17 protein-coding genes are annotated in these 24,752 nt (G+C 72.5%); 14 read left to right on the top strand and 3 right to left on the bottom strand.

Going from position 1 to position 24,752, the window contains the following annotated elements; all coding sequences use genetic code 11:
• The first annotated feature begins 265 nt into the window (after positions 1-265).
• From ACGF8B_RS04180 to ACGF8B_RS04155, 6 genes are all read left to right on the top strand, one after another.
• Entirely contained in the window at positions 266-1,477 is a 1,212-nt protein-coding gene (locus ACGF8B_RS04180; RefSeq protein WP_392734639.1) for a pyridoxal phosphate-dependent aminotransferase, read from the top strand.
• Between the two features lie 113 nt (positions 1,478-1,590).
• Positions 1,591-2,001, top strand: a complete 411-nt coding sequence (locus ACGF8B_RS04175) for a hypothetical protein (protein ID WP_392734637.1) — start codon at positions 1,591-1,593, stop codon at positions 1,999-2,001.
• 145 nt (positions 2,002-2,146) lie between these two features.
• Positions 2,147-3,250 (top strand): hypothetical protein, encoded by a 1,104-nt coding sequence (locus tag ACGF8B_RS04170; RefSeq protein WP_392734635.1) that lies wholly within the window; start codon positions 2,147-2,149, stop codon positions 3,248-3,250.
• 29 nt (positions 3,251-3,279) lie between these two features.
• Entirely contained in the window at positions 3,280-4,491 is a 1,212-nt protein-coding gene (locus tag ACGF8B_RS04165; protein WP_392734634.1) for a toxic anion resistance protein, read from the top strand.
• Positions 4,488-6,131: a substrate-binding domain-containing protein gene (locus ACGF8B_RS04160; RefSeq protein ID WP_392734632.1), complete on the top strand. Its 1,644-nt coding sequence runs from the start codon at positions 4,488-4,490 to the stop codon at positions 6,129-6,131. The genes ACGF8B_RS04165 and ACGF8B_RS04160 overlap by 4 nt, the downstream gene beginning before the upstream one ends.
• Entirely contained in the window at positions 6,118-6,759 is a 642-nt protein-coding gene (locus ACGF8B_RS04155; RefSeq protein ID WP_392734630.1) for a hypothetical protein, read from the top strand. Before ACGF8B_RS04160 ends, ACGF8B_RS04155 begins: the two co-directional genes overlap by 14 nt.
• Positions 6,760-6,918: 159 nt before the next feature.
• On the opposite strand, the gene ACGF8B_RS04150 is transcribed toward ACGF8B_RS04155, so the two are convergent.
• Complete coding sequence (locus tag ACGF8B_RS04150; RefSeq protein ID WP_392734628.1) at positions 6,919-8,763, bottom strand: phosphoenolpyruvate carboxykinase (GTP); 1,845 nt, start codon at positions 8,761-8,763, stop codon at positions 6,919-6,921.
• 233 nt (positions 8,764-8,996) lie between these two features.
• Here ACGF8B_RS04150 and ACGF8B_RS04145 point away from each other — a divergent pair, with 233 nt between their 5' ends.
• Both ACGF8B_RS04145 and ACGF8B_RS04140 read left to right on the top strand, forming a co-directional pair.
• Entirely contained in the window at positions 8,997-9,695 is a 699-nt protein-coding gene (locus ACGF8B_RS04145) for a hemolysin III family protein (RefSeq protein ID WP_392734626.1), read from the top strand.
• 51 nt (positions 9,696-9,746) lie between these two features.
• The gene (locus tag ACGF8B_RS04140; protein ID WP_392734624.1) at positions 9,747-10,379 is read left to right on the top strand and encodes a TetR/AcrR family transcriptional regulator; all 633 of its coding nucleotides are present in this window, start codon (positions 9,747-9,749) and stop codon (positions 10,377-10,379) included.
• A gap of 72 nt (positions 10,380-10,451) precedes the next feature.
• Here ACGF8B_RS04140 and ACGF8B_RS04135 read toward each other — a convergent pair whose 3' ends face one another.
• Entirely contained in the window at positions 10,452-12,479 is a 2,028-nt protein-coding gene (locus ACGF8B_RS04135; protein WP_392734622.1) for a thioredoxin domain-containing protein, read from the bottom strand.
• A 585-nt stretch (positions 12,480-13,064) separates the two neighbouring features.
• On the opposite strand from ACGF8B_RS04135, the gene ACGF8B_RS04130 reads away from it, so the two are divergent.
• The 6 genes from ACGF8B_RS04130 to ACGF8B_RS04105 all read left to right on the top strand — a co-directional run bounded on the left by ACGF8B_RS04130 (position 13,065) and on the right by ACGF8B_RS04105 (position 20,999).
• Positions 13,065-14,309, top strand: a complete 1,245-nt coding sequence (locus ACGF8B_RS04130; protein ID WP_392734620.1) for an ATP-grasp domain-containing protein — start codon at positions 13,065-13,067, stop codon at positions 14,307-14,309.
• On the top strand, positions 14,306-15,556 hold the full coding sequence (locus tag ACGF8B_RS04125) for an MFS transporter (protein WP_392734618.1): 1,251 nt from the start codon (positions 14,306-14,308) through the stop codon (positions 15,554-15,556). The genes ACGF8B_RS04130 and ACGF8B_RS04125 overlap by 4 nt, the downstream gene beginning before the upstream one ends.
• Positions 15,557-15,558: 2 nt before the next feature.
• A complete protein-coding gene (locus ACGF8B_RS04120) occupies positions 15,559-16,731 on the top strand; it encodes an acetyl-CoA carboxylase biotin carboxylase subunit family protein (RefSeq protein WP_392734616.1) in 1,173 nt (390 codons plus the stop codon).
• Positions 16,732-16,793: 62 nt separating this feature from the next.
• A complete protein-coding gene (locus ACGF8B_RS04115; RefSeq protein WP_392734614.1) occupies positions 16,794-18,095 on the top strand; it encodes a lysine N(6)-hydroxylase/L-ornithine N(5)-oxygenase family protein in 1,302 nt (433 codons plus the stop codon).
• 14 nt (positions 18,096-18,109) lie between these two features.
• Positions 18,110-19,732 carry a phosphotransferase family protein gene (locus tag ACGF8B_RS04110; RefSeq protein WP_392734612.1) on the top strand — a complete coding sequence of 541 codons (1,623 nt, stop codon included), beginning with the start codon at positions 18,110-18,112 and terminating at the stop codon, positions 19,730-19,732.
• Between the two features lie 43 nt (positions 19,733-19,775).
• Positions 19,776-20,999, top strand: a complete 1,224-nt coding sequence (locus tag ACGF8B_RS04105) for an ATP-grasp domain-containing protein (RefSeq protein WP_392734610.1) — start codon at positions 19,776-19,778, stop codon at positions 20,997-20,999.
• 317 nt (positions 21,000-21,316) lie between these two features.
• On the opposite strand, the gene ACGF8B_RS04100 is transcribed toward ACGF8B_RS04105, so the two are convergent.
• A complete protein-coding gene (locus tag ACGF8B_RS04100; protein WP_392734608.1) occupies positions 21,317-24,475 on the bottom strand; it encodes an amino acid adenylation domain-containing protein in 3,159 nt (1,052 codons plus the stop codon).
• Positions 24,476-24,752: the final 277 nt, after the last annotated feature.

The raw sequence follows: 24,752 nt of genomic DNA, 5'->3' as shown, positions 1-24,752 counted from the left end.
TGCGGGCACTGCGGGCACTGCGGGCACTGCGGGCACTGCGGGCACTGCGGGGGACGCTCGTGGCGCATCTCACCCGTCCGCGTCCGTCACGCCCGGATTCCACCGCATTCGAAGCCCCGCCCCCGTCCCCGCCCGGCGTTCCCACGGTCGCGGACTGTGGGCGCATGGCTATGGAAGACGGGCCGATGCGGCGGGAATACCCGGGTGGGGCAACCGGGAGGGAAAGCCCGGGCAACACGGGCAACGCGGTCGTAAGCTCCCTGACATGCAGGTCATCCAGTCCACGAAGCTCGCCAATGTCTGTTACGAAATCCGGGGCCCCGTTCTGGAGGAGGCGATGCGGCTGGAAGCGGCCGGTCACCGCATCCTCAAGCTGAACACCGGCAATCCTGCCGCGTTCGGGTTCGAGTGCCCGCCCGAGATCCTTGAGGACATACTGCGCAACCTCTCCGGAGCGCACGGCTACGGCGACGCGAAGGGACTGCTGTCCGCGCGGCGGGCGGTGATGCAGCACTACCAGACCAAGGGGATCGACCTCGACGTCGAGGACATCTACCTGGGCAACGGCGTCTCCGAGCTGATCCAGATGTCGATGCAGGCGCTGCTCGACGACGGGGACGAGGTCCTCGTACCGGCTCCGGACTATCCGCTGTGGACCGCCTCGGTGTCGCTGGCCGGCGGCACGGCCGTGCACTACCGGTGCGACGAGCAGTCCGACTGGATGCCGGACCTCGCCGACATCGAGCGGAGGATCACCGACCGCACCAAGGCCCTCGTGATCATCAACCCGAACAATCCGACGGGCGCGGTGTATGACGACGAGATGCTGCGCGGGCTGACGGAGATCGCCCGGCGCCACAACCTGGTCGTCTGCTCCGACGAGATCTACGACCGGATCCTGTACGACGGGGCGACCCACACGCCGACCGCGACGATCGCGCCCGATCTGATGGTGCTCACCTTCAACGGGCTCTCCAAGAACTACCGGGTGGCCGGCTACCGGTCGGGCTGGCTGGCGGTCTGCGGTCCGAAGGCGCACGCCTCCTCGTATATCGAAGGGCTGACGATCCTCGCCAACATGCGGCTCTGCGCCAACATGCCCTCGCAGCACGCCGTGGCCACCGCGCTCGGCGGACGGCAGTCGATCGACGACCTGGTGCTGCCGGGCGGGCGGATCCTGGAGCAGCGGGACACCGCGTACGACCTGCTGACGCAGATCCCCGGCGTGACCTGCGTGAAGCCGAAGGGGGCGCTGTACCTCTTCCCGCGCCTGGACCCCAAGGTCTACAAGATCAAGGACGACCGGCAGATGGTGCTCGACCTGTTGCGGGCCGAGAAGATCATGGTCGTGCACGGTACCGGGTTCAACTGGCCGGAGCCCGATCACTTCCGGGTGGTGACGCTGCCGTCGACCGAGGACCTGACGGACGCGGTGGGCCGGATCGCGCACTTCCTGGACGGCTACGGCCAGCCGTAGCGGCCGGCCGGCGGCCTGTCGCCGGGGATTCCGCGGACACCAGAATCGATAGCAAACAACTTTAGACTGAATCCAAGGTAGGATGGTCCCACTGCAACACCAGGAGGCCATCCATGTACGAACCGATCCGCACCAAATCGGTCCACACACCGGCCGACCACGCCGACGACTTCCCGCACCGCTCCCGCGAGGAAGAGCTGGACATCCAGCTCGCCGGGCACCTGGCCGCGCTCCTCGCGGTCACCGACGAGCTGGGCATCGGCGAGGCGGGCGACCGCATCGCCGAACAGGTCGCCAGGCTGCGCGGCGCGCCGCCCGCCCGGCACGCCGGCCGGACCGACGCACCCGCGTCCGCACTGCACCGCCGCGCCCACGCCCTCGCGGGCCGGGCTCTGGTGGTGGCCGCGTCCCGCGCCGACACGGCCGTCGCGATCCTCGCGGCCGAGCGCATGGACGCCCACACCGCGGCGCTCGCCGCCGTACCCGCCGCCGCCACCTCGCCCCGGCTGGTCGGCGCCCGCTGACGGCCCCGGTCCACGTGCCGTCGAGGCGCGTGGGCCGGGCGCCACGCGCCCCCGCCCGGCGGGCAGTTGCACCCGGGTCCGTTCCGTCGCCGTTGCGTACTGGGATCATCGCTTAACCTCTCGTCCACCCAACTCCGCCTGGAATGTGGGTTTCCGCGAGCAGGCTGCGTGTGTGAGACGCATCGTGGGAATCGTCCTGGCGGTGCTGCTGATCGGCGGAGTGGCAGTGGCCGTCGCAGCAGGCCGCGAAGGCAAGGACAAGAGCACGGCAACGAAGACCGTGCGCGGAGTGATCGGTTCGGAGAAGGCGGAGTTCTTCGCCGACCCCGACGTGGTGAAGGCCCTCGCCGCCAAGGGGCTCACCGTCAAGGCGGAGACGTCCGGGTCCTGGGCCATGGACCGACTCCCCCTCAAGGGCTACGACTTCGCCTTTCCCGGCTCCAAGGCCCCGGCCGACGAGCTGCAGCGCCGGTCCGCCGTCAAGGGCGGGCCGCTCAGGCCCTTCTACTCGCCGCTGGTCGTCGTCGCGCACCGCGCCGCCGCCCGGGTCCTGGCGGACAACGGGCTCGCCGCACTGAGCGGGAAGTCCAGCGGCAGGCTGCTGATGGGGCCCTACCTCCGGGCCGCCCGGTCGGACCGGACCTGGCAGCAGCTCAAGGGGGCGGGACAGCACGCCGAGCTGACCGGGACGGTGTTCATCACCAGCACCGACCCCGTCTCGTCCAACTCCGGTGCCCTCTACCTCGCCGCCGCCTCGTACGTCGCCGACGGCGGCCGGGTCGCCGCGGACGAAGCCGCCGTCGACCGCACCGCACCGCTGCTGAAGAAGCTGATCCAGGTGCAGGGGGCGCAGCAGACCAGCAGCGACGCCCCGTTCCGGGACTTCATCAGCGGGGTCGGCAATCCGCTGGTCCTGGTGTACGAGTCGCAGGTCGCCTCGCTGCTGACACAGCGGCAGGACGCCGGTGACCTGGTCCTCCTCTACCCCGACACCACCGTCTCCAGCGACCACACCCTCGTACCCCTGACCGGGACCGGCCGGCGGCTGGGTGAGCTGCTCTCCACCGACCCGCGGCTGCGCGAACTCGCCGTACGGCACGGCTTCCGGCCCCAGGGCGCCGCGGCCGAGTTCACCGCCGCCACCGCGGACCACACCGACTACATCGACCAGAAGCTGACCGGGGTCCGCCAGGCGCCCGTGCCCACCGCCGAGGTGCTGCGCACGATGGCCCGGCGGACCCGCGGCTGACCGCACCCGCCTTCCTGGAGACCTCAGCCATGACCGAAGAGCCGCAGTCGCTCAGTCTCACCCCGCCGGGCGACTCCGCCCCGCCGCTGGTCCTCACCCCGCCGGAACCGGTCGCCCCGGTCCGGACCGAGCAGGCGGCCGGCCTCGTGCCGGTCGACGAATCGGTGCGCACGGAGATGACGCGCCGCGCCACCGAGTACATCGGCGCCCTCTCCGGGCTCGACGCCCGGTCCCCCGAATTCACCACCCGGATCGGGGAGATCGCCGCGCTCGGGCAGGGCGACATCCGCAGCGCCGCCCAGCAGTCCAACCGGATGCTGGACCGCACCGTCCGCTCGCTGGCCGGCTCCGGGGGCGTGGACGCGCAGTCCAAGGTCGGCTCGTCCCTGGTCGAGCTGCGCCGCACCGTCGAGGACCTCGACCCGCGCGACACACCGGGCCGAGGTGCCCGCCGGCTGCTGTCCAGGCTGCCGGGCGGCAACAGGATCCGCGACCACGTCGCCAAGTACGCCTCCTCACAGGCCACTTTGAACCGGATCGTGGGCTCGCTGCGCGGCGGGCAGGACGAACTGCGCCGCGACAACGCCGCCCTGCACACCGAGCGCACCCGGCTCTGGGAGACCATGGGCAAGCTCCAGGAGTACGTGGTGCTCACCGAGGCGCTGGACGGCGCCGTCGAGCAGCGCATCGCCGAGGCCACCGACCCGGCGCAGGCGGACGCGCTGCGGGCCGATGTGCTCTTCCCCGTACGGCAGAAGCACCAGGACCTGCTGACCCAGCTCGCGGTCTGCGCCCAGGGCTACCTCGCGATGGACGTCGTGCGGCGCAACAACGACGAGCTGATCAGGGGCGTCGACCGGGCCGCGACCACCACCGTCTCCGCGCTGCGGATCGCCGTGATGCTCGCCTCGGCGCTGGAGAACCAGCGCAGGGTGACCGAGCAGGTGCAGGTGCTGCGCTCCACGACCGAGGACCTGATCCGCGGCAACGCGGAGATGCTCGCCGGACAGAGCGGCGAGATCCAGCGCATCGCGGCCGATCCGGCGGTGAGCGCGGAGACGCTGCGCACCGCGTTCCAGCAGATCTACCGGACGCTCGACGCCATCGACACGTACAAGGCGCGGGCCACCGAGTCGATGGCGGCGACCGTGGAGTCGCTGACCTCCGAACTCCAGCAGGCCGGTGCCCACTTGGAGCGCAGCCGGTCGGCGGGGGCGCTGGAGGGCGGTGGTCTCGGATGACGTACCGCCCCCGGAAGCGGCTGAGACGGCTCCGGCGCCGGGTCGCCCGCTCGCTGGTCACACTGCTGGCCGTCGCCGTGCTCGCCCCGCTCGCCGCCTGCTCCGGCTCGGACGACGGGGCGCCGGGCGGTGTGTCCGGCGGGGCCGGAAGGGACGACGGCAGGCCCCGGGCCGGCACGCTGCGGATCCTCGCCTCCAGTGAACTCTCCGACATGAAGCCTCTGTTGGAAGAGGCCCGGAAGGCCACCGGGGTCACCGTGCGGCCCACCTGGACCGGCACGCTGGACGCCGTCGAGCTGCTCGGCTCCGGGAAGGCGGACGGGGCGTACGACGCGGTCTGGCTGTCGTCCGACGACTATCTGCGGCTGCGCCCGGACGCGGCACGGCGCATCACGTCGGAGACCCCGCTGATGGTTTCACCGGTCGCCCTCGGGGTCCGTCCGGCGACCGTGCGGCGGCTGGGCTGGAAGCCCTCGGACGTGACCTGGTCGCAGGTGCACCGGGCGGTCGCCGAGGGCCGGCTGACGTACGGGATGAGCGATCCGGCCCGTTCCAACTCCGGTTTCTCCGCGCTGGTCTCGGTCGCCTCCGGCCTCTCGGGCGCACAGTCCGCGCTGACCGACGCGGACGTCCGGGGCGCGAGCGGGAAGCTGAAGGAGTTCTTCGCGGGGCAGCGGCTGACCTCCGGCTCCTCGGGCTGGCTGGCCACCGCGTACGCCCGGCGCGGCAATGTCGACGCGCTGATCAACTACGAGTCGGTGCTGCTCTCGCTGAACCGCGACAGCCACACCGGGCTGACCGTGATCCGCCCCCGCGACGGGGTGGTGACGGCCGACTACCCGCTCAGCGCGCTGACCACCGCCGCTCCCGGGGCGAAGGACTCGGTCCGCGCGCTGACGGCGTACCTGCGGACCCCGGACGCGCAGCGGAAGCTGACCCGGGACACCTTCCGCCGCCCGGTCGTTCCCTCGGTGCGGCCCGCGGCACCGCTCGCCGCCGACGCGCGCCGCGAACTGCCGTTCCCCGGCTCCCGGTCGGTGGCCGACGGGCTGCTGCACAGCTACGAGAACAAGCTCCGGCGGCCCTCGCGCACCGTGTACGTGCTGGACACCTCCGGCTCGATGGCGGGCGACCGGCTGGCGGCGCTGAAGGCGGCGCTGACCGGGCTGACCGGGGACTTCCGGGAACGGGAGGAGGTCACGCTGCTGCCGTTCGGCTCGTCGGTGAAGCAGGTCCGCACGCACACCGTCGACCCGGCCGATCCGCAGCGGGGCCTGTCGGCGATCAAGGCGGACACGGCGGCGCTGACGGCCGGTGGCGAGACTGCGGTCTATTCGAGCCTGAAGTCGGCCTACGAGCGGATCGGCGCCGGCACCGAGTCCGCGTTCACCTCGATCGTGCTGATGACGGACGGCGAGAACACCACCGGCGACACGGCCGCCGGCTTCAGCTCCTACTACCGCGCGCTGCCGGCCGCGCGCCGGGTCACCCCGGTCTTCCCGATCGTCTTCGGCGACGCGGACCGGGGCGAGCTGGACCGGATCGCCGCGCTGACCGGCGGCCGGCTCTTCGACGCGACAAAGGACCAGGGGCCCGGCTCGCTGGACGGTGCCTTCGAGGAGATCCGTGGATACCAGTAACCCGCCGGGCGGGCCGGGGGGCGGGCCCAACCGGGTGCTGGCGTACCTGGAGTCGCGGAAGAACCTCACCGGGAGCGCCTGCGGGATCGCCGGCCTCGCCCTCACCTTCACCGGCCTCGCCGGGGCGTACTGGCCGGTGGTGGTCCTCGGGCTGTACGGCGCGGGGGCGCTGATCGCGCCGCCCGAGCGGCCCGCGGTCCCGGTCTTCCCCGATCCGTCGACCCGGCTGGACGCGGTGCGGACCGACTACGCGGCCCTGTGCGGGTATCTGGACGAGGTGGAGCTGCCGCCCGCCGCGTCCGGCCGGCTCACCGAACTGACCGCTCTGCTCGACGGGCTGCTCGCCCCCGGGCCGGTGGCCGAGGCGCTGGCCGCCGATCCGGAGGGCGTGCACGTCCTGGCGCGTGCCGTGCGCCAGGACGTCCTGGAGTCGGTCGACGCCTACGTACGGATCCGCCCGTGGACCCGGATGGTGCCGGGCACGGAGCCGCCCGAGCGCCATCTGGAACGGCAGCTGACGCTGCTGCACCGGGAGGTCGAGGAGCTGGCGACGGCGCTGCGGGAGGCGGAGGCCCGCCGGCAGCAGACCCACACCCGCTATCTGGAGGACCGGGGGCGGAACGGGTAGTGCCCGGCGAAAGGGCGGGAAAGGGGGCGGCCCCCGGAATCGTGAGGGGATTCCGGGGGCCGTACCGCGGCGGGCTGTCGACCCCACAGGTCAGGGCGGATGTCCGGGGCCCGGCCGCGGGGGTGTGCGGGGCGCACCCGCGGGGGTGCGCCCGGGGCGTCAGCCCAGGCGCCGGACCAGCGCGTTGTACTCGTCCCACAGCTCCTTCGGCGTGTGGTCGCCGAAGGTGTTGAGGTGGTCGGGGACCAGCGCCGCCTCCTCGCGCCAGATCTCCTTGTCGACGTCGAGCAGGAAGTCCAGGTCGGACTCGGAGAGGTCCAGGCCGTCGGTGTCGAGGGAGCCCTTGGCCGGCAGGATGCCGATCGGGGTCTCGACGCCCTCGGCCCTGCCTTCGAGGCGCTCGACGATCCACTTCAGGACGCGGCTGTTCTCACCGAAGCCGGGCCACACGAACTTGCCCGCGTCGTTCTTGCGGAACCAGTTCACGTAGTAGATCTTCGGCAGCTTGGCCTGGTTCCCTGCCCGCGCGGCGTCGCTGCCGACCTTGACCCAGTGGTTCATGTAGTCGCCCATGTTGTAGCCGCAGAACGGCAGCATGGCGAACGGGTCGCGGCGCAGCTCGCCGACCTTGCCCTCGGCGGCGGCGGTCTTCTCGGAGGCCACGTTGGCCCCGAGGAAGACACCGTGCTGCCAGGTGAAGGACTCGGTGACCAGCGGGACGGCCGAGGCGCGGCGGCCGCCGAAGAGGATCGCCGAGATCGGCACGCCCTTCGGGTCCTCCCACTCGGGGGCGATGATCGGGCACTGTCCGGCCGGGACGGTGAAGCGGGCGTTGGGGTGGGCGGCCGGGGTGTCGGACGCCGGCGTCCAGTCGTTGCCCTTCCAGTCGGTGAGGTGGGCCGGAGCGGTCTCCGTCATGCCCTCCCACCACACGTCGCCGTCGTCGGTGAGCGCGACGTTGGTGAAGACGGAGTTGCCCCACATGGTCTTCATCGCGTTGGCGTTGGTGTGCTCGCCGGTGCCGGGCGCGACGCCGAAGAAGCCCGCCTCCGGGTTGATCGCGTACAGCTGGCCGTCCTCGCCGAAGCGCATCCAGGCGATGTCGTCGCCGATGGTCTCCACGGTCCAGCCGGGGATCGTCGGCTCCAGCATGGCGAGATTGGTCTTGCCGCAGGCCGACGGGAACGCGGCCGCGATGTACTTGGGGGTCTCGGACTCGCCCTGCGGCGGGGTGAGCTTGAGGATCAGCATGTGCTCGGCGAGCCAGCCCTCGTCACGCGCCATGACGGAGGCGATGCGCAGCGCGTAGCACTTCTTGCCGAGCAGGGCGTTGCCGCCGTAGCCGGAGCCGTAGGACCAGATCTCGCGGTCCTCGGGGAAGTGCGAGATGTACTTGGTGGTGTTGCACGGCCACGGAACGTCCTCCTGGCCCTCCGCCAGGGGTGCGCCCAGCGTGTGGACGGCCTTGACGAAGAAGCCGTCGGTGCCCAGCTCGTCCAGGACGGCCTGTCCCATGCGGGTCATGGTGCGCATCGAGACGGCGACGTAGGCGGAGTCGGTGATCTCGACGCCGATCGCGGAGAGCGGGGAGCCGACGGGGCCCATGCAGAACGGGACGACGTACATGGTGCGGCCGCGCATCGAGCCGCGGAAGACACCGTTCTCACCGGTGAAGATCTCCCGCATCTCGGCGGGGGCCTTCCAGTGGTTCGTCGGGCCGGCGTCCTCCTCCTTCTCGGAGCAGATGAACGTACGGTCCTCGACACGGGCGACATCGCTCGGGTCGGACGCGGCGTAGTACGAGTTCGGGCGCTTGGTCTCGTCGAGCTTGGTGAACGTGCCCTTGGCCACGAGCTCCCCGCACAGGCGCTCGTACTCGGCCTCGGAGCCGTCGCACCAGACCACCCGGTCCGGCTCGGTTGTCGCTGCGATCTCGTTCACCCAGGAGACGAGCTCCTGGTGATCAGTGGGGACGGTGAAGGGAGCCGCGATGTCGCGCGCCACGATCGCTCCTTGTTGAGGGTATCTGTCTGGTAGTTGCCCCGTGGGGGCTGCGACCCGGATGCTTCTACCCCTTCGAATCCCGTTGGCGCTCATCCGGTGCCGACCGCACTCATTTGATCATCCGACCGTTTCGCCCATATGTCCAGGGGGGCGCACACGTGAGCATTGCCACTCGTATCGGTAACGACCACGGGGGGAGGCCGTACCTACGGTCGCGTAGGTACGATGCGGGAATGACTGCTGCCGCCACCGCGCCCGGGTCCGCCGGGCTGGAACCAGCCGAGTCCGATCCCGTCCCGCCGAAGCCGCGCATGCGCGGCTGGCTGCATGCCGGGATGTTTCCCGCCGTGATCGTCGCGGGGGTGGTGCTGATCGCGTTCACCGACAGCTCCGTCGGCCGGATCGCCTGCGGCATCTACACCCTGACCGCGTGCCTGCTGTTCGGTGTGAGCGCGCTCTACCACCGGGGCACCTGGGGTCCGCGCGGCGAGGCGGTGCTCCGCCGGCTCGACCACGCCAACATCTTCCTGATCATCGCGGGCACCTACACCCCGCTGACCCTGCTGCTGCTCCCCGAGTCCACCGGGACACCGCTGCTGTGGGCGGTCTGGGCGGCCGCCACGGCGGGGATCGCCTTCCGGGTGTTCTGGGTCGGCGCCCCGCGCTGGCTCTACACACCCTGCTACCTGGCGATGGGCTGGGCCGCGGTCTTCTTCCTGCCGGACTTCATGCGCACCGGCGGGATCGCCGTGCTGGTACTGGTCGTCGTCGGCGGGCTGCTCTACAGCGCCGGCGGCGTCATCTACGGCATCAAGCGGCCCAACCCCTCACCGCGCTGGTTCGGCTTCCACGAGGTGTTCCACTCACTGACCCTGGCGGCCTTCGTGGTGCACTACGTCGGCATCTCCCTGGTGGCCTACAACCACCACTGAGCACCGCCCCGGCCGGTGCCGGAGCCCCGCCGATGCCGGACAATGGCGGTCATGGCCGTCACCTCCCGTACCCCTTCCGTTTCCGCTCCGGGGCCGCAGCCGCAGCCGGGGCTCCGCGAGCGGAAGAAGCTCCGGACCCGGACCGCGATCCGGCAGGCCGCGTACCGGCTGATCGCCGAACAGGGGTACGGGGCGACGACGGTGGAGCAGATCGCGGCGGCGGCCGAGGTGTCGCCCAGCACCGTCTTCCGGTACTTCCCGGCCAAGGAGGACATCGTCCTCACCGACGAGTACGACCGGGTGCTGGCGGCCGCCCTGCGCGGTCGCCCCGCCGGGGAACCGCCGCTGGAGTCGCTCCGGCAGGTCCTGGCCGAGGTGCTCGCGGAGTTCCTGGCGACCGGGGAGCAGGAGCTGCGGCAGCGGACCAGGCTGATGGTGGAGGTGCCGGCCGTCCGGGCCCGGATGACGCGGACCATGCCGGGCACGGCCGGGGCGCTGGCCGAGGCGATCGCCGACCGTACCGGCCGCGAGACCGGCGATCTGGCGGTCCGGGTGTTCGTCGCGGCGGTGCTGGGCACGCTGCGCGAGGTGACGCTGTACTGGGGCGAGCAGGGCCAGGAGGGCGACCTCGTCGCGATGACCGGCCGGGCCCTGGACACCCTGGAGGGCGGTCTGAGGCTCTGACCGGGGGCGGGGCCCGGCCCCCGGTCTGAGGCTCTGACCGGGGGCCGGGCCCCGGGTCTCACCCGGCGGATGTCACCGGCCGCCGAGACTCCGCGCCAGCTCCTGTGCGTCCGTCGTCGGCGCTTCGCACACGAAGTGCCTGCACACGTACGCCGTCGGCGCGTCGCCCACCATCGGCCGGTCCGCGAGCAGCGGGAACTCGGCGCCACCCGTCTCCCCCGCCGCCACCACCGCGCCCGGTGCCCTGCCCAGCAGCGCCGTACGGTGCAGCTCACCGCCGACCGGTCCGGCGACGGCGACCTCGCGCGGCCCGTCCAGCAGCGCCTCCGCGACGGCGAGTCCCCAGCTGGTGAACCGGGGGGCGCGCGGCCCGAGCTCCTTGATCACACCGAGCGCGCCCTCGGCGGCGGTGCGGTGGGCCTCGGAGCCGGTGTGCGCGGCGTACGACAGGAGCGCCCCGGCCGCCGCCGTCCAGCCGGCCGGGGTCGCGTTGTCGGTGGGGTCCTGCGGGCGGCGGATCAGCCGCTCGGCGTCGTCCGCCGTGTCGTACAGCCGGCCGCCCTCGCCGGTGAAGTGCTGGAGCACGATGTCGAGCAGGAAGCCGGCGAACTCCAGCCAGACGCCCTCGCCGGTGACCGCGGCCAGCGCCAGGAAGCCCTCGGCCACGTCGCCGTAGTCCTCCAGGACCCCGGCGTGCCCGCCGGGGCGCCCGTCCTTGGACGTGCGGTCCAGCCGGGCGACGGCGCCCATGTGCACCCGGACCAGCAGATCGGCGGCCTCGGTGGCGCGCTCGACGAGGTCCGGCCGGTCGAAGTACGCCCCGGTCTCGGCGAGCGCGGCGATCGCCAGCCCGTTCCAGGCGGCGACCACCTTGTCGTCCCGGCCCGGGTGCGGGCGCGGTGCACGGGCGGCGAGCAGCGCGGCCCGCACCCGGGCGACCCGGTCCGGGTCCGCCCCGGCGCCCTCCGGCGCGAGCCGGAGCACCGAGGACCCCTCCTCGAAGGTGCCCTCGTCCGTCACCCCGAAGTACTCCGCGGCGAAGGCGGCGTCCCGGTCGCCGAGGGTCTCCCGCAGCTGTGCGGGCGTCCACACGTAGTACGCGCCCTCGACGTGCCGCCCGTCGCCGTCCTCGCTGTCGGCGTCGAGCGCGGAGGCGAAACCGCCCTCGGCGGTGCGCAGTTCACGGACCATGAAGTCGGCGGTCTCCAGGGCGACCCGGCGGGCCTGCTCCGAGCCGGTGGTCCGCCACAGGTGCGCGTAGACCCGGCAGAGCAGCGCGTTGTCGTAGAGCATCTTCTCGAAGTGGGGCACCAGGGTGCCGCCGGGCCGCTGGCGCAGCACGTACCGGTGGAAGCCCCCGCCCAGCTGGTCGAAGAGGCTCGACCGCGCCATGGCCCCGCACAGTCCCTCGGCCATCTCCAGCGCCCCCGCGGACTCCGTCCGGGCGTGGTGCCGCAGCAGGAACTCGATCGTCATGCCCGGCGGGAACCTGGTGTCGCCGGAGCCGAGCCAGCCGCTCCGGGGGTCGTACTCCCGGCTGATGCCCAGCAGCGCCCGCGCCAGCTCCGCCTCGCCCGGGAGTCCGCCGTCCCCTTGCTCCAGCTGCCGTTCCGCCAGATCGCGGGTGATCTTCCCGGCGACCTCCGCGACCTCCGCGCGCCGTTCCGTCCAGGCGCCGTGGACGCCTTCGAGCACCTGCCGGAAGGACGGCATCCCGTGCCGGGGCTCGGGCGGGAAGTACGTACCGAAGTAGAAGGGCTCCCCGGCCGGCGTCATGAAGACGGACATGGGCCAGCCGCCCTGCCCGGTGGCGGCCTGCACGGCCTCCATGTAGACGGCGTCCACGTCGGGCCGCTCCTCGCGGTCCACCTTGACGTTGACGAAGTGTTCGTTCATGTAGGCGGCGACGGCCTCGTCCTCGAAGCTCTCGTGCGCCATGACGTGGCACCAGTGGCATGCGCTGTAGCCGACTGACAGCAGAACGGGTACGTCACGCCGCCGCGCCTCCTCGAAGGCCGCCGGCTCCCAGGGCCACCAGTCGACCGGATTGTCAGCATGCTGAAGCAGATACGGCGAGGTCACGCCAGCCAACCGGTTCATGCGAGCCAGCCTCTCACAGCGCCTGGCACGACCGGCGAAACCCTCGCGGGCCCGCCCCGCCCGGCCGCATTGCACTCATGGGCCATCACGTGGCGGGCGGGGCCTTCCCCTCGGAGCCGGGTTCGGACTTTTCCCGGGGTTCCTCCGGGCCGGGCGGCCCGGCGCCTCGGAGTCAACGGACCGGGCGCAGCTGCGCCGGACCTGCCGGGGCTCCTCGAAGGAGGTACCCCATGACCGCCGAGACGGTGGTCCCCGTGTGGATGCGTACGCGGATCGGCGCGCCCCCTGGTCGCCTCGGGCTCGAAGCGGTCCCGGCCGCGTCCCCGGCCGGCTGCCGGAACACTCGGGGGCCGCTCGGCTTCCGGCGGCGGACGGCCCGGAGGATGCGCGCCCCCGGTACGGCCGCGCCGTGGAACCTGCGGCAGAACCGAACGACTTTGCGAGTATTTCACTTTCACGGCCAGAGCTTGATCGCTAGGGTGAATGAGAAGCACACGGAAGATGAATGTGGGATTAACCCACGGCGTCGGGCACGTCAAGTCACCGCCCGGCATTCGCTGTTACTCCTGGGGGGGGAAGTACTGCGTGGACATCACCCATGTCCTGTGCGGATTCAGCAAGGGGCTGATCTCGGACCTCGACGATCTGCTGCCGGCCCGGTCGGTGCTCGTGGTGGAGGACGAACACGTCGCCGCCGTCCGTGACGTACACCGGAGGGCCGCGCGCCATCCGTGCGTCGCGCAGGTCGTCCACGCACCGGTCCAGAACGAGCGGGATCCCGCCGGGACGGTGCGCGCGGTCCACAGACCCGAGCGGGTCCGCGCCGTCGTTCCGGCGACCGAGTACGGCGTGGTCGCCGCGGCGGCGCTGGCCGAGGCCTGGGGGCTGCCCGGCGCGGGCACCCGGGCCGCGGCGGTCCTGCGCGACAAGACCGCCCTGCGCGCCCACGCGGATTCCGCCGGACTGCCGCAGCCCCGCTGGCGGCCGGCGGAGAGCGCCGAGGACGTCATCGCCTTCCGGTCCGGGCACGGCGGCCGGTGTGTGCTGAAGCCCGCCGATCTGCAGGCCAGCCTGGGAGTCCGGCTGCTCGACGAGGACGACGACGTGTCGTCGGCGTGGAAGGCGACGACGTCGGCCGGCGAGCCGAAGATGCGGTCACCGCACGCCGGGCCGGGCCGATTCCTCGTCGAGGAGAGGCTGTTCGGGCCGGAGGTCAGTGTCGAGTGCCTGGTCGACCGCGGTGAGCTCCTGTTCGTGAACGTCACCGAGAAGCTTCTGCACCCGGGTCCGGCGCCGGTGGAGCTCGGCCATGTCGTGCCCGCGTCGCTCCCACCGGGCGTGGCCGGGGAACTGACCCGGCTCATGGGGCTGTTGGTCGAATCGACCGGATTCGGCTCCGGCGTCCTGCACGCCGAATGGATTCTGGTCGACGGGGTGCGGCCGCACCTCGTGGAGTGCGCGGGCAGGCTGCCGGGCGACAGCATCGATCTGCTGATCGACCTCGCCCACGGCGGTCGCGTCGTGGCCGATCTGCTGGCCGTTCTGGGCGGGACCGGCCTGCCCGGGCGCGGCCCCGCCCTCCGGGGCGCGGCCATCCGGTTCCTGTCCGCGCGACCGGGTGTGGTGCGGGACGTCACGGGGCTGGCAAAGGGCCGGGCCTCGGACGGCGTGCACGAGGTCGAACTCGCCGCGGAACCGGGAACGGCCGTCGGCGAGCTGGCGAGTTCGTGGGACCGGATCGGCCATGTGCTGGCGACCGGCGAGAACGGCGAGCACGCCGCACGGAACGCGGCCACCGCGGCCGGGCTGATCGACGTCCGCACCTCATGATCGCCCGGCTGCTGCGGAGTTACGTCCCGGAGTCCTCGGCCGGCCGGTCGTTCGCCCTCGTCGCGCTGCTCGACTCCGTCGGTACCGGCTTCTACCTGGCCGGGTCCACGATCTTCTTCATCCGCGTGATCGGTCTGAGCGACGCCCAGGTGGGTCTGGGCCTGGCCGCGACCGGCCTGACCGCCTTCCTGGCGACGGTGCCGCTGGGGGTGCTCGCCGACCGGTGGGGCGCCAAGCGGATGCTGATCGCGTATCAGCTCTGGCGTGCGCTGTGGTTCTCGGCGCTCGCCTTCGTCCACGGGCCGGTCGCGTTCTTCGTGGTCTCGGCGCTCCTGGGCGTGGTCGAGCGCGCGGTGTCGCCGGCGAGCCAGGCGGTCGTGTCGGTCGCGGTGCCGAGCAAGGACCGCACGCGCGCCATGGCGACCATGCGCTCGGTGCGCAATGTCGGGTTCTCCCTCGGCGCCCTGCTCACCGCTCCGCTGATGGCCGACGGTTCGGCCCTGGCGTACCGGACGATCATTCTCGTCGACGCCGCGTCGTTCGTGTTCGCCGCGCTGCTGCTCGCGCGGCTGAAGGTGCCGACGGCGCCGCCGCCCGTGCGCCGGGGCGGTCTGAGCTTTCTGCACGGATTCACCGACCGGCGCTATCTCGGGCTCACCGCAGTGAGTTGCGTACTCGCGGTGCACATGCCCGTCCTGGCCGTGGCCCTTCCGCTGTGGACCGTCCGGGAGACGGACGCCCCCACGGCCCTGGTCTCGGCCCTGGTGGTGCTGAACACCGTGCTGGCCGTCCTCTTCCAGGTCCCGCTCGCCAAGGGTGCCGAACGCGAGGGCGGGGGTCTGCGCGCCATGCGCCTGGCCGGGCTCGCGCTGATCGCCTCCTGCGCGATGTTCGCCGTCGCGGCGGCTCCGCTGGGCACGCTGTTCGCCTGCGCCGTGCTCGTGGTCGCGACCGTGCTGCTGACCGCCGGGGAACTGTGGCAGTCGGTCGGCGCCTGGGAACTGTCGTACAAATACGCGCCGGAGCACCGCAAGGCCGAGTACCTCTCGATCTTCGCGCTGGGCAACAGTGCCCAGGACGTGCTCGGCCCGCCCCTGGTCACCGTCGTCGTACTCGGCTGGGGCGTCGCCGGATGGGCCGCGCTCGCCGCGCTGCTGCTCGGGGCGGCCCTCCTGCTGCCCCTGCCCGTCGCCCGACTCGACCAACACCTCGCCACGGCTGAAGGAGCACCGACATCCACATCCTGATCATGCAACGGCCCCACTCGACCGCGGACTACGACCACTGGCTCAGGGAGGCCGGCCCCGAGACCCGGATCACCCTGCTCACCTCGGCCGACAGCGTGCGCCGGGCCGAGGACCTCGCCGCCGGGGTGCGCCGGGTGGCGGTGGCTGCCGACTACGAGGCACGGGCCACGACCGCCGAGCTGTTCCGGCTGTGCGAGGCCGACCGGCCCGACCGGATCTTCGTGAACTCCGAGGACGACGTCCTGCGCGCCGCCGAGGCGCGGACCCTCTTCGGCATTCCCGGTACCGGTTCGGCCCTGGCGCTGCGGTTCCGGGACAAGGTCGCCATGAAGCAGCTGTTCGACGGGGGTCCGGTGCCCGCCGTGCCGTACCGCGAGGTGCGCTGCTACGCGGATCTGCGCGCGGCGCAGGAGGAACTCGGCACCGTCGTGGTCAAGCCGCGTGACGGCGCGGGATCGGCCGGAGTGCGGGTCCTGCCCGACGGGCGGGCGGTGCGGCAGGCCTGCCTGGACGACCCCGCCCTGCTCGCCGCCCTGCACAGCGGCGCCCTGATGGCCGAGCAGTACATCGAGAGCACGGTCCATCACGTGGACGTACTCGTCGACGGCGGCTCGGTGCTCCTGGTATCGCCGTCGCGCTACCTCAGCCCGCCGCACCTGTTCCGCACCCACAATCTGGGCTCGGTGATGCTCGACGCGGACTCGCCCCGCGCGAAGCTGCTCACCGACGCCGCCGAGCGGTTCGTCGCCGCCCTTCCCCGGGACCACGGGGTCCATGTGCTGCACATGGAGTTTCTGGAGGACGGCTCGGGCACGTTCTTCGCGGGCGAGGTGGCCTGCCGGACCGGCGGGGCACTGATCAAGAACGCCGTCCGGCACACCTACGGGATCGATCTGTCCCGGGCCGCCTGCCTGCTGGCCGCGGGGCTGTGGACGGCACCGCGGGAGCGGGCCGGCGGGGCCGCCCGCACCGGCTGGCTGTTGTGGACCGGTGGACCGGAGCCGTGTGCTCCGGCCGGCCGGCCGGACTGGCTGGTCGACTTCTCCGCGGCGAAGGAGGCCGAGCGGCGGCGTGATCCCGTCGACGCGGTGGACGGAAAGGCCCGCCTCCTGGTGGAGGGCGCCGACGAGGAACAGGTCGAGGAGCGGATCCGCGCCCTCTGCCGGCGCGGCTGACCGGCCGGCCCGTCCGCGCCTCACCGACAGAGTCCGATCACCACTACAGGAAAGAGACCACCGTGCTACCCGGCGAATCCGAGATCCATGACGTTGTCGGCATCGGTTTCGGCCCCTCGAACCTGGCCGTCGCCATCGCGCTGGAGGAGTGCGACCAGCCGCTCGACGTGGTCTTCCTCGACCGCAAGCCCGCCTTCGCGTGGCACCCGGGACTCATGTTCCCCGGGGCGGAGATGCAGGTGTCCTTCACGAAGGACCTCATCACGATGCGCAATCCGCGCAGCCGCTACACCTTTTTGAACTACCTCTCGGAGCAGGGCCCCGGCCGGCTGGGGAAGTTCATCAACCTGCGCACCTTCTATCCGACGCGCGTGGAGTTCAACGACTACTACGCGTGGGCGGCCGCGCAGTTCGACAAGCAGGTCCGGTGGAACACCGAGGTCCTCGACGTCACCCCCGTACCCGCCGAGGGCGGCGGCACGGAGCTGCTGCGGGTGGTCTCGCGGGACCGGAGCACCGGGGAGACGTCCGCGACGCTCACCCGCAATCTGCTGATCGCGCCGGGCGGCACCCCGCACGTCCCCGACGGCGCCGAACTCGGTGAGCGGGTGTTCCACGCCTCCGAGACCCGGGAGCGGCTGGCCCGCACCTTCGACGACCGTTCCGCGCCGCACCACTTCAACATCGTCGGCTCCGGCCAGACCTCAGCCGATGTGTTCATGCATGTGCGCCGGACGTATCCCAACGCCCGGATCACCACGAACATCCGTGGTTTCGCCATGCGGCCCGAGGACGACACCCACTTCGTCAACGAACTGTTCCTGCCGGAGTTCCCCGACTGGTTCCACCGTCAGGACAGCGAGTTCCGGCAGAAGATAATCGACGACTACGGCCTGGCCGCCCACACGGGCGTGAGCTACGACGTCATTCCGCAGATCTACCGCGAGTACTACGAGGACCAGTCCGCCGGTATCGATTCGCTCGCCCTGCACAGGTTCACCGAACTGGTCGGGGCCCGCTCGGACGAGGGCCGTGCGGTGGCCAGCTACTTCCACCTCGACAGCGGCGAGACCAGCCAGATCGAGTCCGACGCCGTCGTCCTCGCCACCGGGTACCGCTACCCGATGCCGATCCCCGCGCTCGCCGCCGTCGACGAGCACCTGCGCATGGAGACCCCTCAGCGGTACGCGATCCGGCGTGACTACGCCATCGAGAGCGCCGAGGGCTTCCTGCCGCGGATCTACCTTCAGGGGTACGCGGAGGCCACGCACGGGTTCAGCGAGGTGCTGCTCTCCCTGATGCCGCTGCGGGCCGCCGAGATCGTCCAGTCCATCACCGAGAACGCGTCCGTCGAGTCTCGCTAGGAGCACCGAGATACATGAGCATCCCGACCACCGTGGACCCCGGTCTGCACGGCGCCACCCGGATCGCGTCCGCCGGGGAACGCGCCACCGTCCAGGCCGTGTTCGAGAGGCACGGCATGCCGCTTCCGCAGGATGCGGTGACCGTGGTGTTCGCCTATCCCGGCCACGGGGTCGGCGAACGGCACCGCCGGCTCTCGGGCTGCACCAGCCAGATGCTGCTGCTGTCGAATGCCTCGGCCGGGCTGTCCCGGCTCGGCATCGACGTCGCCGCGGCGAGCACCGAACCGGCCGAGAAGCACGCTCATCTGGGTGAACTCAGCCGCGTCATCGCCCGGTTCACCGAGGACGACGCCGCGGCGCTGCCGCACACCGACCTCGATGAGGGCCGGTTCCTGCTGCGCTGGACCATGGTGCTCGGTGGACCGCGCGACGGACTCCTCGTCACCGACATCGGCGACAGCGTGGCCCACACCCGCGCGGTCATCGACCTCCTCACCACCGACCGCCTCCGTGAGTGGGCGGCGGCCGCCGGGGCCGATCCCGCTTCCGTATCGGCCGGGGTGACGGACGCGTACGCGAACGGCGCGGACTCGCGGGGCATCGTGGCCTTCGAGGCGGGCACCCCGCTGGTGGCCAAGGTCGGCCCGCGCGAGGTGATCGACGCGGAGACCGCGTTCGTCTCCGAGGTCAACGCCCTGCTCACGGACCGGGGGGCCGCCCCGCTGTTCCCCCTGCTGCACGGTGTGCACCGCGAGGGCGGGCAGGCGACGTCCCTGATGGAGCAGGTCGAACCGCTCACCCTCGACAACGTCGTCTTCGGCGACCCGGCGAAGTTCGTCCTCGCCGAGGACACCGTGCCGGCGCTCGAACCCCATCTCCGGCTCCTGGGCGACCTGTACGCGGCGACGACGCGGCGGCAACGGCCCAGCGTCGCCGACTACCTGCTGCGGGAGCGCTTCCACGCCGTGCGGGAGCACGAGGGGTTCGTCAGCACGTTCCTGGCCTTCTTCCCCGGCTGGGATCCGGCCGCGGTGCTCGGCGCGGACGTGACCCTGCCGACCGGTGCCCGGCTGCCGGGCTACACGGAGCTGACGCGGTGGCTGGACGGCGCCGCGCCCTCGCTGCTGCCGGGCTCCGGCTGTCTGGTCCATGGTGATGTGCACCTGAAGAACATGCTGCGGCGCGCGGACGGTTCGCCGGTGTTCGTCGACCCGCGCACCGTCTGGGACGGCCGGGACCGGCCGGACATCGGGTTCGGCGACCCCAGCTACGACTTCGCCACCCTGCTGCACAGCGCGCTGCCGATGAGCGGCCTGCTGCAGGCCATCGCCGACGGCACGACCGGGGCCCTCCTGCCGGAGCTGCCCGCGGAGCCGGACGGCGTGCTCGACCTCTCCGGTCTGACGACACCGTTCACCGTGGACGAGGGCCTGAAGAGGCTGGAGGACCGTCTGGTCGCCGGCCTCGGACCCGAGGACGAGCCGTCGGTTCTGCGCGCCAGGCTGTACATCGGCGCGGCGAACGCCCTGGCCGGCTGGCTGAAGTACGAGCGGGCGCTCGCCACGCCGCGCGCCTGGCTCGCTGTGTACGCCTACGTCCTGTGGTACCTCGACCGTGCGCGGACACAGCTGCGATGAACCGGCACCGGAGGTCAGGACGACCGAACAGAAGGAGTGGGGCATGCCCGCGCACATATTGATGGTCAACTCCGGCAAGGCGGAGGCGGTGGACCGGCTGCGCGCGGTCGCCCCCGACGCCGAGATCGACGTCGTCACCGAGAGCGCGTACGCCCGGATGTACGCACCCGATGTCCGCCTGCACTTCGTCGACGACATCGCCGACCTGACCGCCGTCCGCCGGGTGGCACTGGACCTCATGTCCCGCCGGCCGGTCGACCACGTGGTGGCCCCGTCCGAGCGCAGCCTGCCCGCCGGCGGGTACCTGCGGTCGTTCCTGGGTCTGGGCGGGATCGGCTTCGAGACGGCCAACCGCTTCTCCCACAAGGCGGTGATGAAGTCCGCGCTGGCCGCTGCCGGTCTGCCGGTCGCCCCGTACCGGGTGATCGGAGCACTCGCGCAGGCCCCCGCCGCGGCCGCCGAACTCGGCTGGCCGGTGGTCGTCAAGCCGGCGCTGGGCACCGGCTCGATGAACACCTTCGCCGTGTCCTCGGACCGGGAACTGGCCGAGCTGCTCGCCTCGCCCGCCGCGGACGGTCTGCGTCGCGCGGCGTGCCCGCTGCTGGTCGAGCGGTTCGTCGAGATGGAGGGCGAGTACCACTGCGACGGGGTGGTCTCCGAAGGCAACGTCGAATTCGCCGCCGTACAGCGCTACTTCATGCCTCTTCTGGGCCACACGGACGACTTCACCGGCTCGTACCTGCTCCCCGAGGAGGATCCGGACGTGGCGGTGATCCGCGATCTGCACCGGGCCACGGTGGACGCCCTGGGGCTGGAGAACGGTGTGACGCACATGGAGCTGTTCCGGACCGGGGACGGGTTCGTGATCGGTGAGATCTCCTGCCGGCCGGCCGGCGGCGGAATCGTCGACGCGGTGAGGATGAAGTACGGCATCGACCTGTGGCGGGTCTTCATGGACACCGCGCTCGGCCGTCCGGCCGGTGTGAGCGGACCGGTGGCGCCGCTCCGGGACGGGATCATCGCCAACTGCGACCTTCCGGTGCGCCCCGGCCGGGTCGTGCGCATCTCCACCCCCGACGAGCTGGCGGCCGTGCCGGACGTGATCGAGACCCGGATGTCCACCCGGGTCGGCGATGTCATCGGCCACCGGCTGCACTCGGCATCGACCACCGGTCTGGTGTTCCTCGCCACGGCGGACGCCGCGCTCGTGGCCAAACGCGTCGAGGACCTGGCCCGCGTCTACGTCCTGGACGTCGAACCGGTGTAGAGCGCCGGTGTGCCCGCCGCGGTGGGGGGGGGCCGGCGGGGCCCCCCCCCCCCCCGGGCGGGGGGGGCCGCGCCCCCCCCGGGGGGGGGGGGCCCCCCCCGCCCCCCCCGCCCCCCGCCCCCCCCCCCCCCGCGCGGGCGGCCCCCGCCCGGCGGCCCGCCGCGGGGGGGCCACCCCGCGGCGCGCCCGGGGCCCGCGCCCCCCCCCGGCCCGCCCCCCGGGGGGGGGGGGGGGGGGGCCCCGCGGGGGGGGGGGGGGCGGCCCGCCCCCCCCCCCCGGCCGGGCCGTGGCCGGCCGCTCCCACCGGGCGTGGCCGGTCAGCCACGGCCCAGGACGGCCGCGAGCGCGGCCACCGTCGGCGCGGCGAACAGCTCGCGGACGGACGGCCGCACACCCAGTACCGCGCCGATCCGGCTCACCAGCCGGAGGGCCGACAGCGAATGCCCGCCCAGGGCGAAGAAGTCGTCGTGGACGCCCACCACGTCCAGCTCCAGCACCTGCGCGAACATCCCGGCCAGCAGTTCCTCGACCGGCGTCCGCGGCCCGCGCGCGGCCCTGCCCGGCGGCTTCCCGGGCGGCGGCAGCGCCTTCCGGTCGAGCTTGCCGTTCACGGTGGTGGGCAGCGCGTCGAGCACGACGATCGCGGACGGCACCATGTAGTCCGGCAGCCGCGTGCCCAGCGCCCGGCGCAGCTCCGCGGGCAGCCGGGTACGTTCCACGGCACCCGGGCCGTCTTCTCCCTCCGGCACCACGTAGGCCGTCAGCCGGGCCGCCCCGGGGCGGTCCTCCCGGGCCAGCACCACTGCCTCGGCCACGCCCGGCCGGTCCAGCAGCGCCGACTCCACCTCACCGGCCTCGATGCGGAAGCCGCGCACCTTCAGCTGGCTGTCCGCGCGCCCTTCATGGACGAGCTCGCCGTCCGTGTTCCAGCGCACCAGGTCGCCGGTGCGGTACATGCGCTCCCCCGGGCCGCCGAAGGGATCGGCGACGAAGCGCCCGGCCGTCAGCCCCGGACGTCCCAGATAGCCGCGTGCCAGCTGCGCCCCGGCCAGGTACAACTCGCCCGTCGCGCCCGGCGGTACGACGCGCAGCGCGTCGTCCAGCACGTACACCCGGGTGTTCGCCATCGGCCGCCCGATGGGAGGGGAGCCGTCCCCGGCCGGGGGAAGGCACCGCATGAGGGTGGCGCTGACGGTGGTCTCGGTGGGCCCGTAGGCGTTCCAGAACTGCCGGTCCGCCGTGGCCCATTCGTCGACCAGGCGACCCGCCGGTGCTTCCCCGCCGACGGACATCAGCCGCAGCCCGGGAAGTCCGCCGGGCTTCAGCATCGGCAGCAGGGCCGGTGGGAGGTCGGCGACGGTGACGGACTCCTCGCTCATCAGCCGTTGCAGGAGCCTCGGGTCGGTGCGCTGTTCGTCGTCGGCCAGGACCAGGGTGGCGCCGGAGGTCAGCGCGGCGAAGATTTCGAGGACCGACACGTCGAACGTGACGGCGGCGAAGCCGAGCAGACGGGTCCCCTCGTCGATCCGGTAGGCCGCCGTGTGGGCCGTCACGAGGTTCACGACCGCCCGGTGCTCCACGACGGTGCCCTTGGGGAGCCCCGTGGTGCCGGAGGTGTAGATGACGTACGCGGGGTGCTCGGGCCGCAGCGGGGAGTTGAGGTCGGCCGCGTCGACGGGGGTGCCGGGCAGGTGGCCGAGGTCGGTGTCGGTGAAGTGCACCGGCGTGGTGGTGGCCAGGGACTCCGTGCGGACCGTCCGGTCGGTGAGGACCGCGGCCGGGCGGCCGTCCCGGAGCAGGTGGTCCGTGCGGGCCTGCGGATGGGTGAGGTCGAGCGGCAGATAGGCGGCTCCCGCCTTGAGGACGGCGAGCAGGGCGACGACGAGCCGCTCGGAGCGCGGCAGGGCGACGGCCACCCGGTCCTCCGGTCCGATGCCCCGGGAGATCAGGTGGCGGGCGAGCCGGTTCGACTCCTCGTCGATGTGGGCGTAGGTGTACTCCCGGCCGCCGAAGACCACGGCGGGGTGGCGGGGGGTGCGGGCCGCCTGCCGGGCGAAGAGGTCCGGCAGGACCCCGCCGGGGAGCTGAAGCCGGGTGTCGTTCCGTTCCCGCAGCAGCATCTCCCGGTCCGCGGCCGTCACCACGTCGATGCCGGTCACCGGCGTCGACGGGTCGGCGGTGACCGCCGTCAGCACCTGGAGCAGCCCCTGGACGAGGCGCCGCGCGGTGACCGTGTCGAACAGATCGGTCGCGTAGCACAGTTCGCCCGCCAGCGGTCCGCCCTGCTCACCGGTGCGCTCCGTGAACGAGAACCACAGGTCGAACCCTGTCGCGCCGGTCCGAAGGCTTTCCCGCGTGACGTCCAGCCCCGGCAGGTCCGGGCGGGGCTCGGGGCGCTCCCCCAGTTCGAGCATGACCTGGAAGAGGGGGTGGTGGTTGGTGGAGCGGGGCGGGTCGAGCGCTTCGACGACGGCGTCGAAGGGGATGTGCCGGTTCTCGTGGGCGGCCGCCCCGGATGCCGCGACGCGCGCCAGCACCTGCTGGAAGGTGGGGGCGCCGGACAGGTCGGTGCGCAGCACGAGAAGGTTGCCGAAGAAGCCGACGAGGTCGTCCGGGGTGTCGTCGGCGCGGTCGGTGACCGGGGTGCCCAGCGGGATGTCGTCGCCTGCGCCGAAGCCTTGCAGCGTCACCGCCAGGGCCGCCTGCAGCACCGTGAAGACGGTCACCCGGTGGGCGGCCGCCAGCGCGGTGACGGCCCGGTGGCGCTCCGCGTCGAGGTGGAAGCGGAGCACGGCGCCGGGGCCGACGGCGTGGGCCGGCCGCCGCCGGTCGCGCGGCAGGGCCAGTTCGGCCGGGATGCCCGCGAGTTCGCGGCGCCAGAACCGGGTCTGCGTGCTCAGGACGCTGCCGGGGTCGTCGGCCGGACCCAGGAACTCCCGCTGCCGCTGGGCGTGTTCCCGGTACCGGACCGGCAGTGGCCGCCGGTCGGGGGTCCGCCCGGCGCGACGCGCCGCGTAGGCCCGCGCCAGGTCCCGGGTCAGCGGCACCATCGACCGTTCGTCGGCCGCGACGAGATGCACCACGATCACCAGGACCGATTCGGTGGGCGAGATCGTTCCCAGTACCGCCCGGAAGGGCAGGTCCACCGTGATGTCGAAGCCCCGCCCCACGATGCCGTCGACCCACCCGCCGACATCGGCGGGCGCCGGTTCCTCGGTCAGGGCCGACCGGGCGGCCTGCTCGGCCGGCACCACGTCCGGCACCGGTTCGCCGTCGTGCTCGGTGAGCACCGTCCGCAGTGTGTCGTGCCGTTCCAGGACGTCCTGGAACGCGGCACGCAGAGCCGCTCGGTCCACCGAGCCCGAGAGCCTCAGGGCCAGAGGCACGACGCAGGCCGGCGAAGGTCCCTGCCAGATGTCGAGGAACCACAGTCGTCGCTGTGCGAACGACAGCGGGAGTGACCCGGCCGGGGGCACCGCCGCTGCTCCCCGTTCGTCCGGGTGACGGGCGTGTCCGCGGCCGTCACGGCGAAGAGATTCCACGATCTGCTGATTCCCGTTGATGACGAGGTCCCGCCCGTCCCTGGAGGTACCGGCATCCCGGTCCCCCCGGGGCGCGTGGAGCGAGGGCCGGCCGCCGGGTGCAAGTTGCCTGCGCGGCAGGGGACTTCCCCGGTGATCCACGACTGCCGCTCAGGCAGGAGGCTATCGGCCGTTCACAGGCGGCACCATCGATCGTGACGGCGATCACAGC

The sequence above is a fragment of the Streptomyces sp. NPDC047917 genome (genome assembly GCF_043204345.1).
Taxonomy (GTDB): domain Bacteria; phylum Actinomycetota; class Actinomycetes; order Streptomycetales; family Streptomycetaceae; genus Streptomyces; species Streptomyces sanglieri.
Note: the sequence above shows the minus strand (reverse complement) of the source record. Positions and strands in the feature narration are given on the sequence as shown.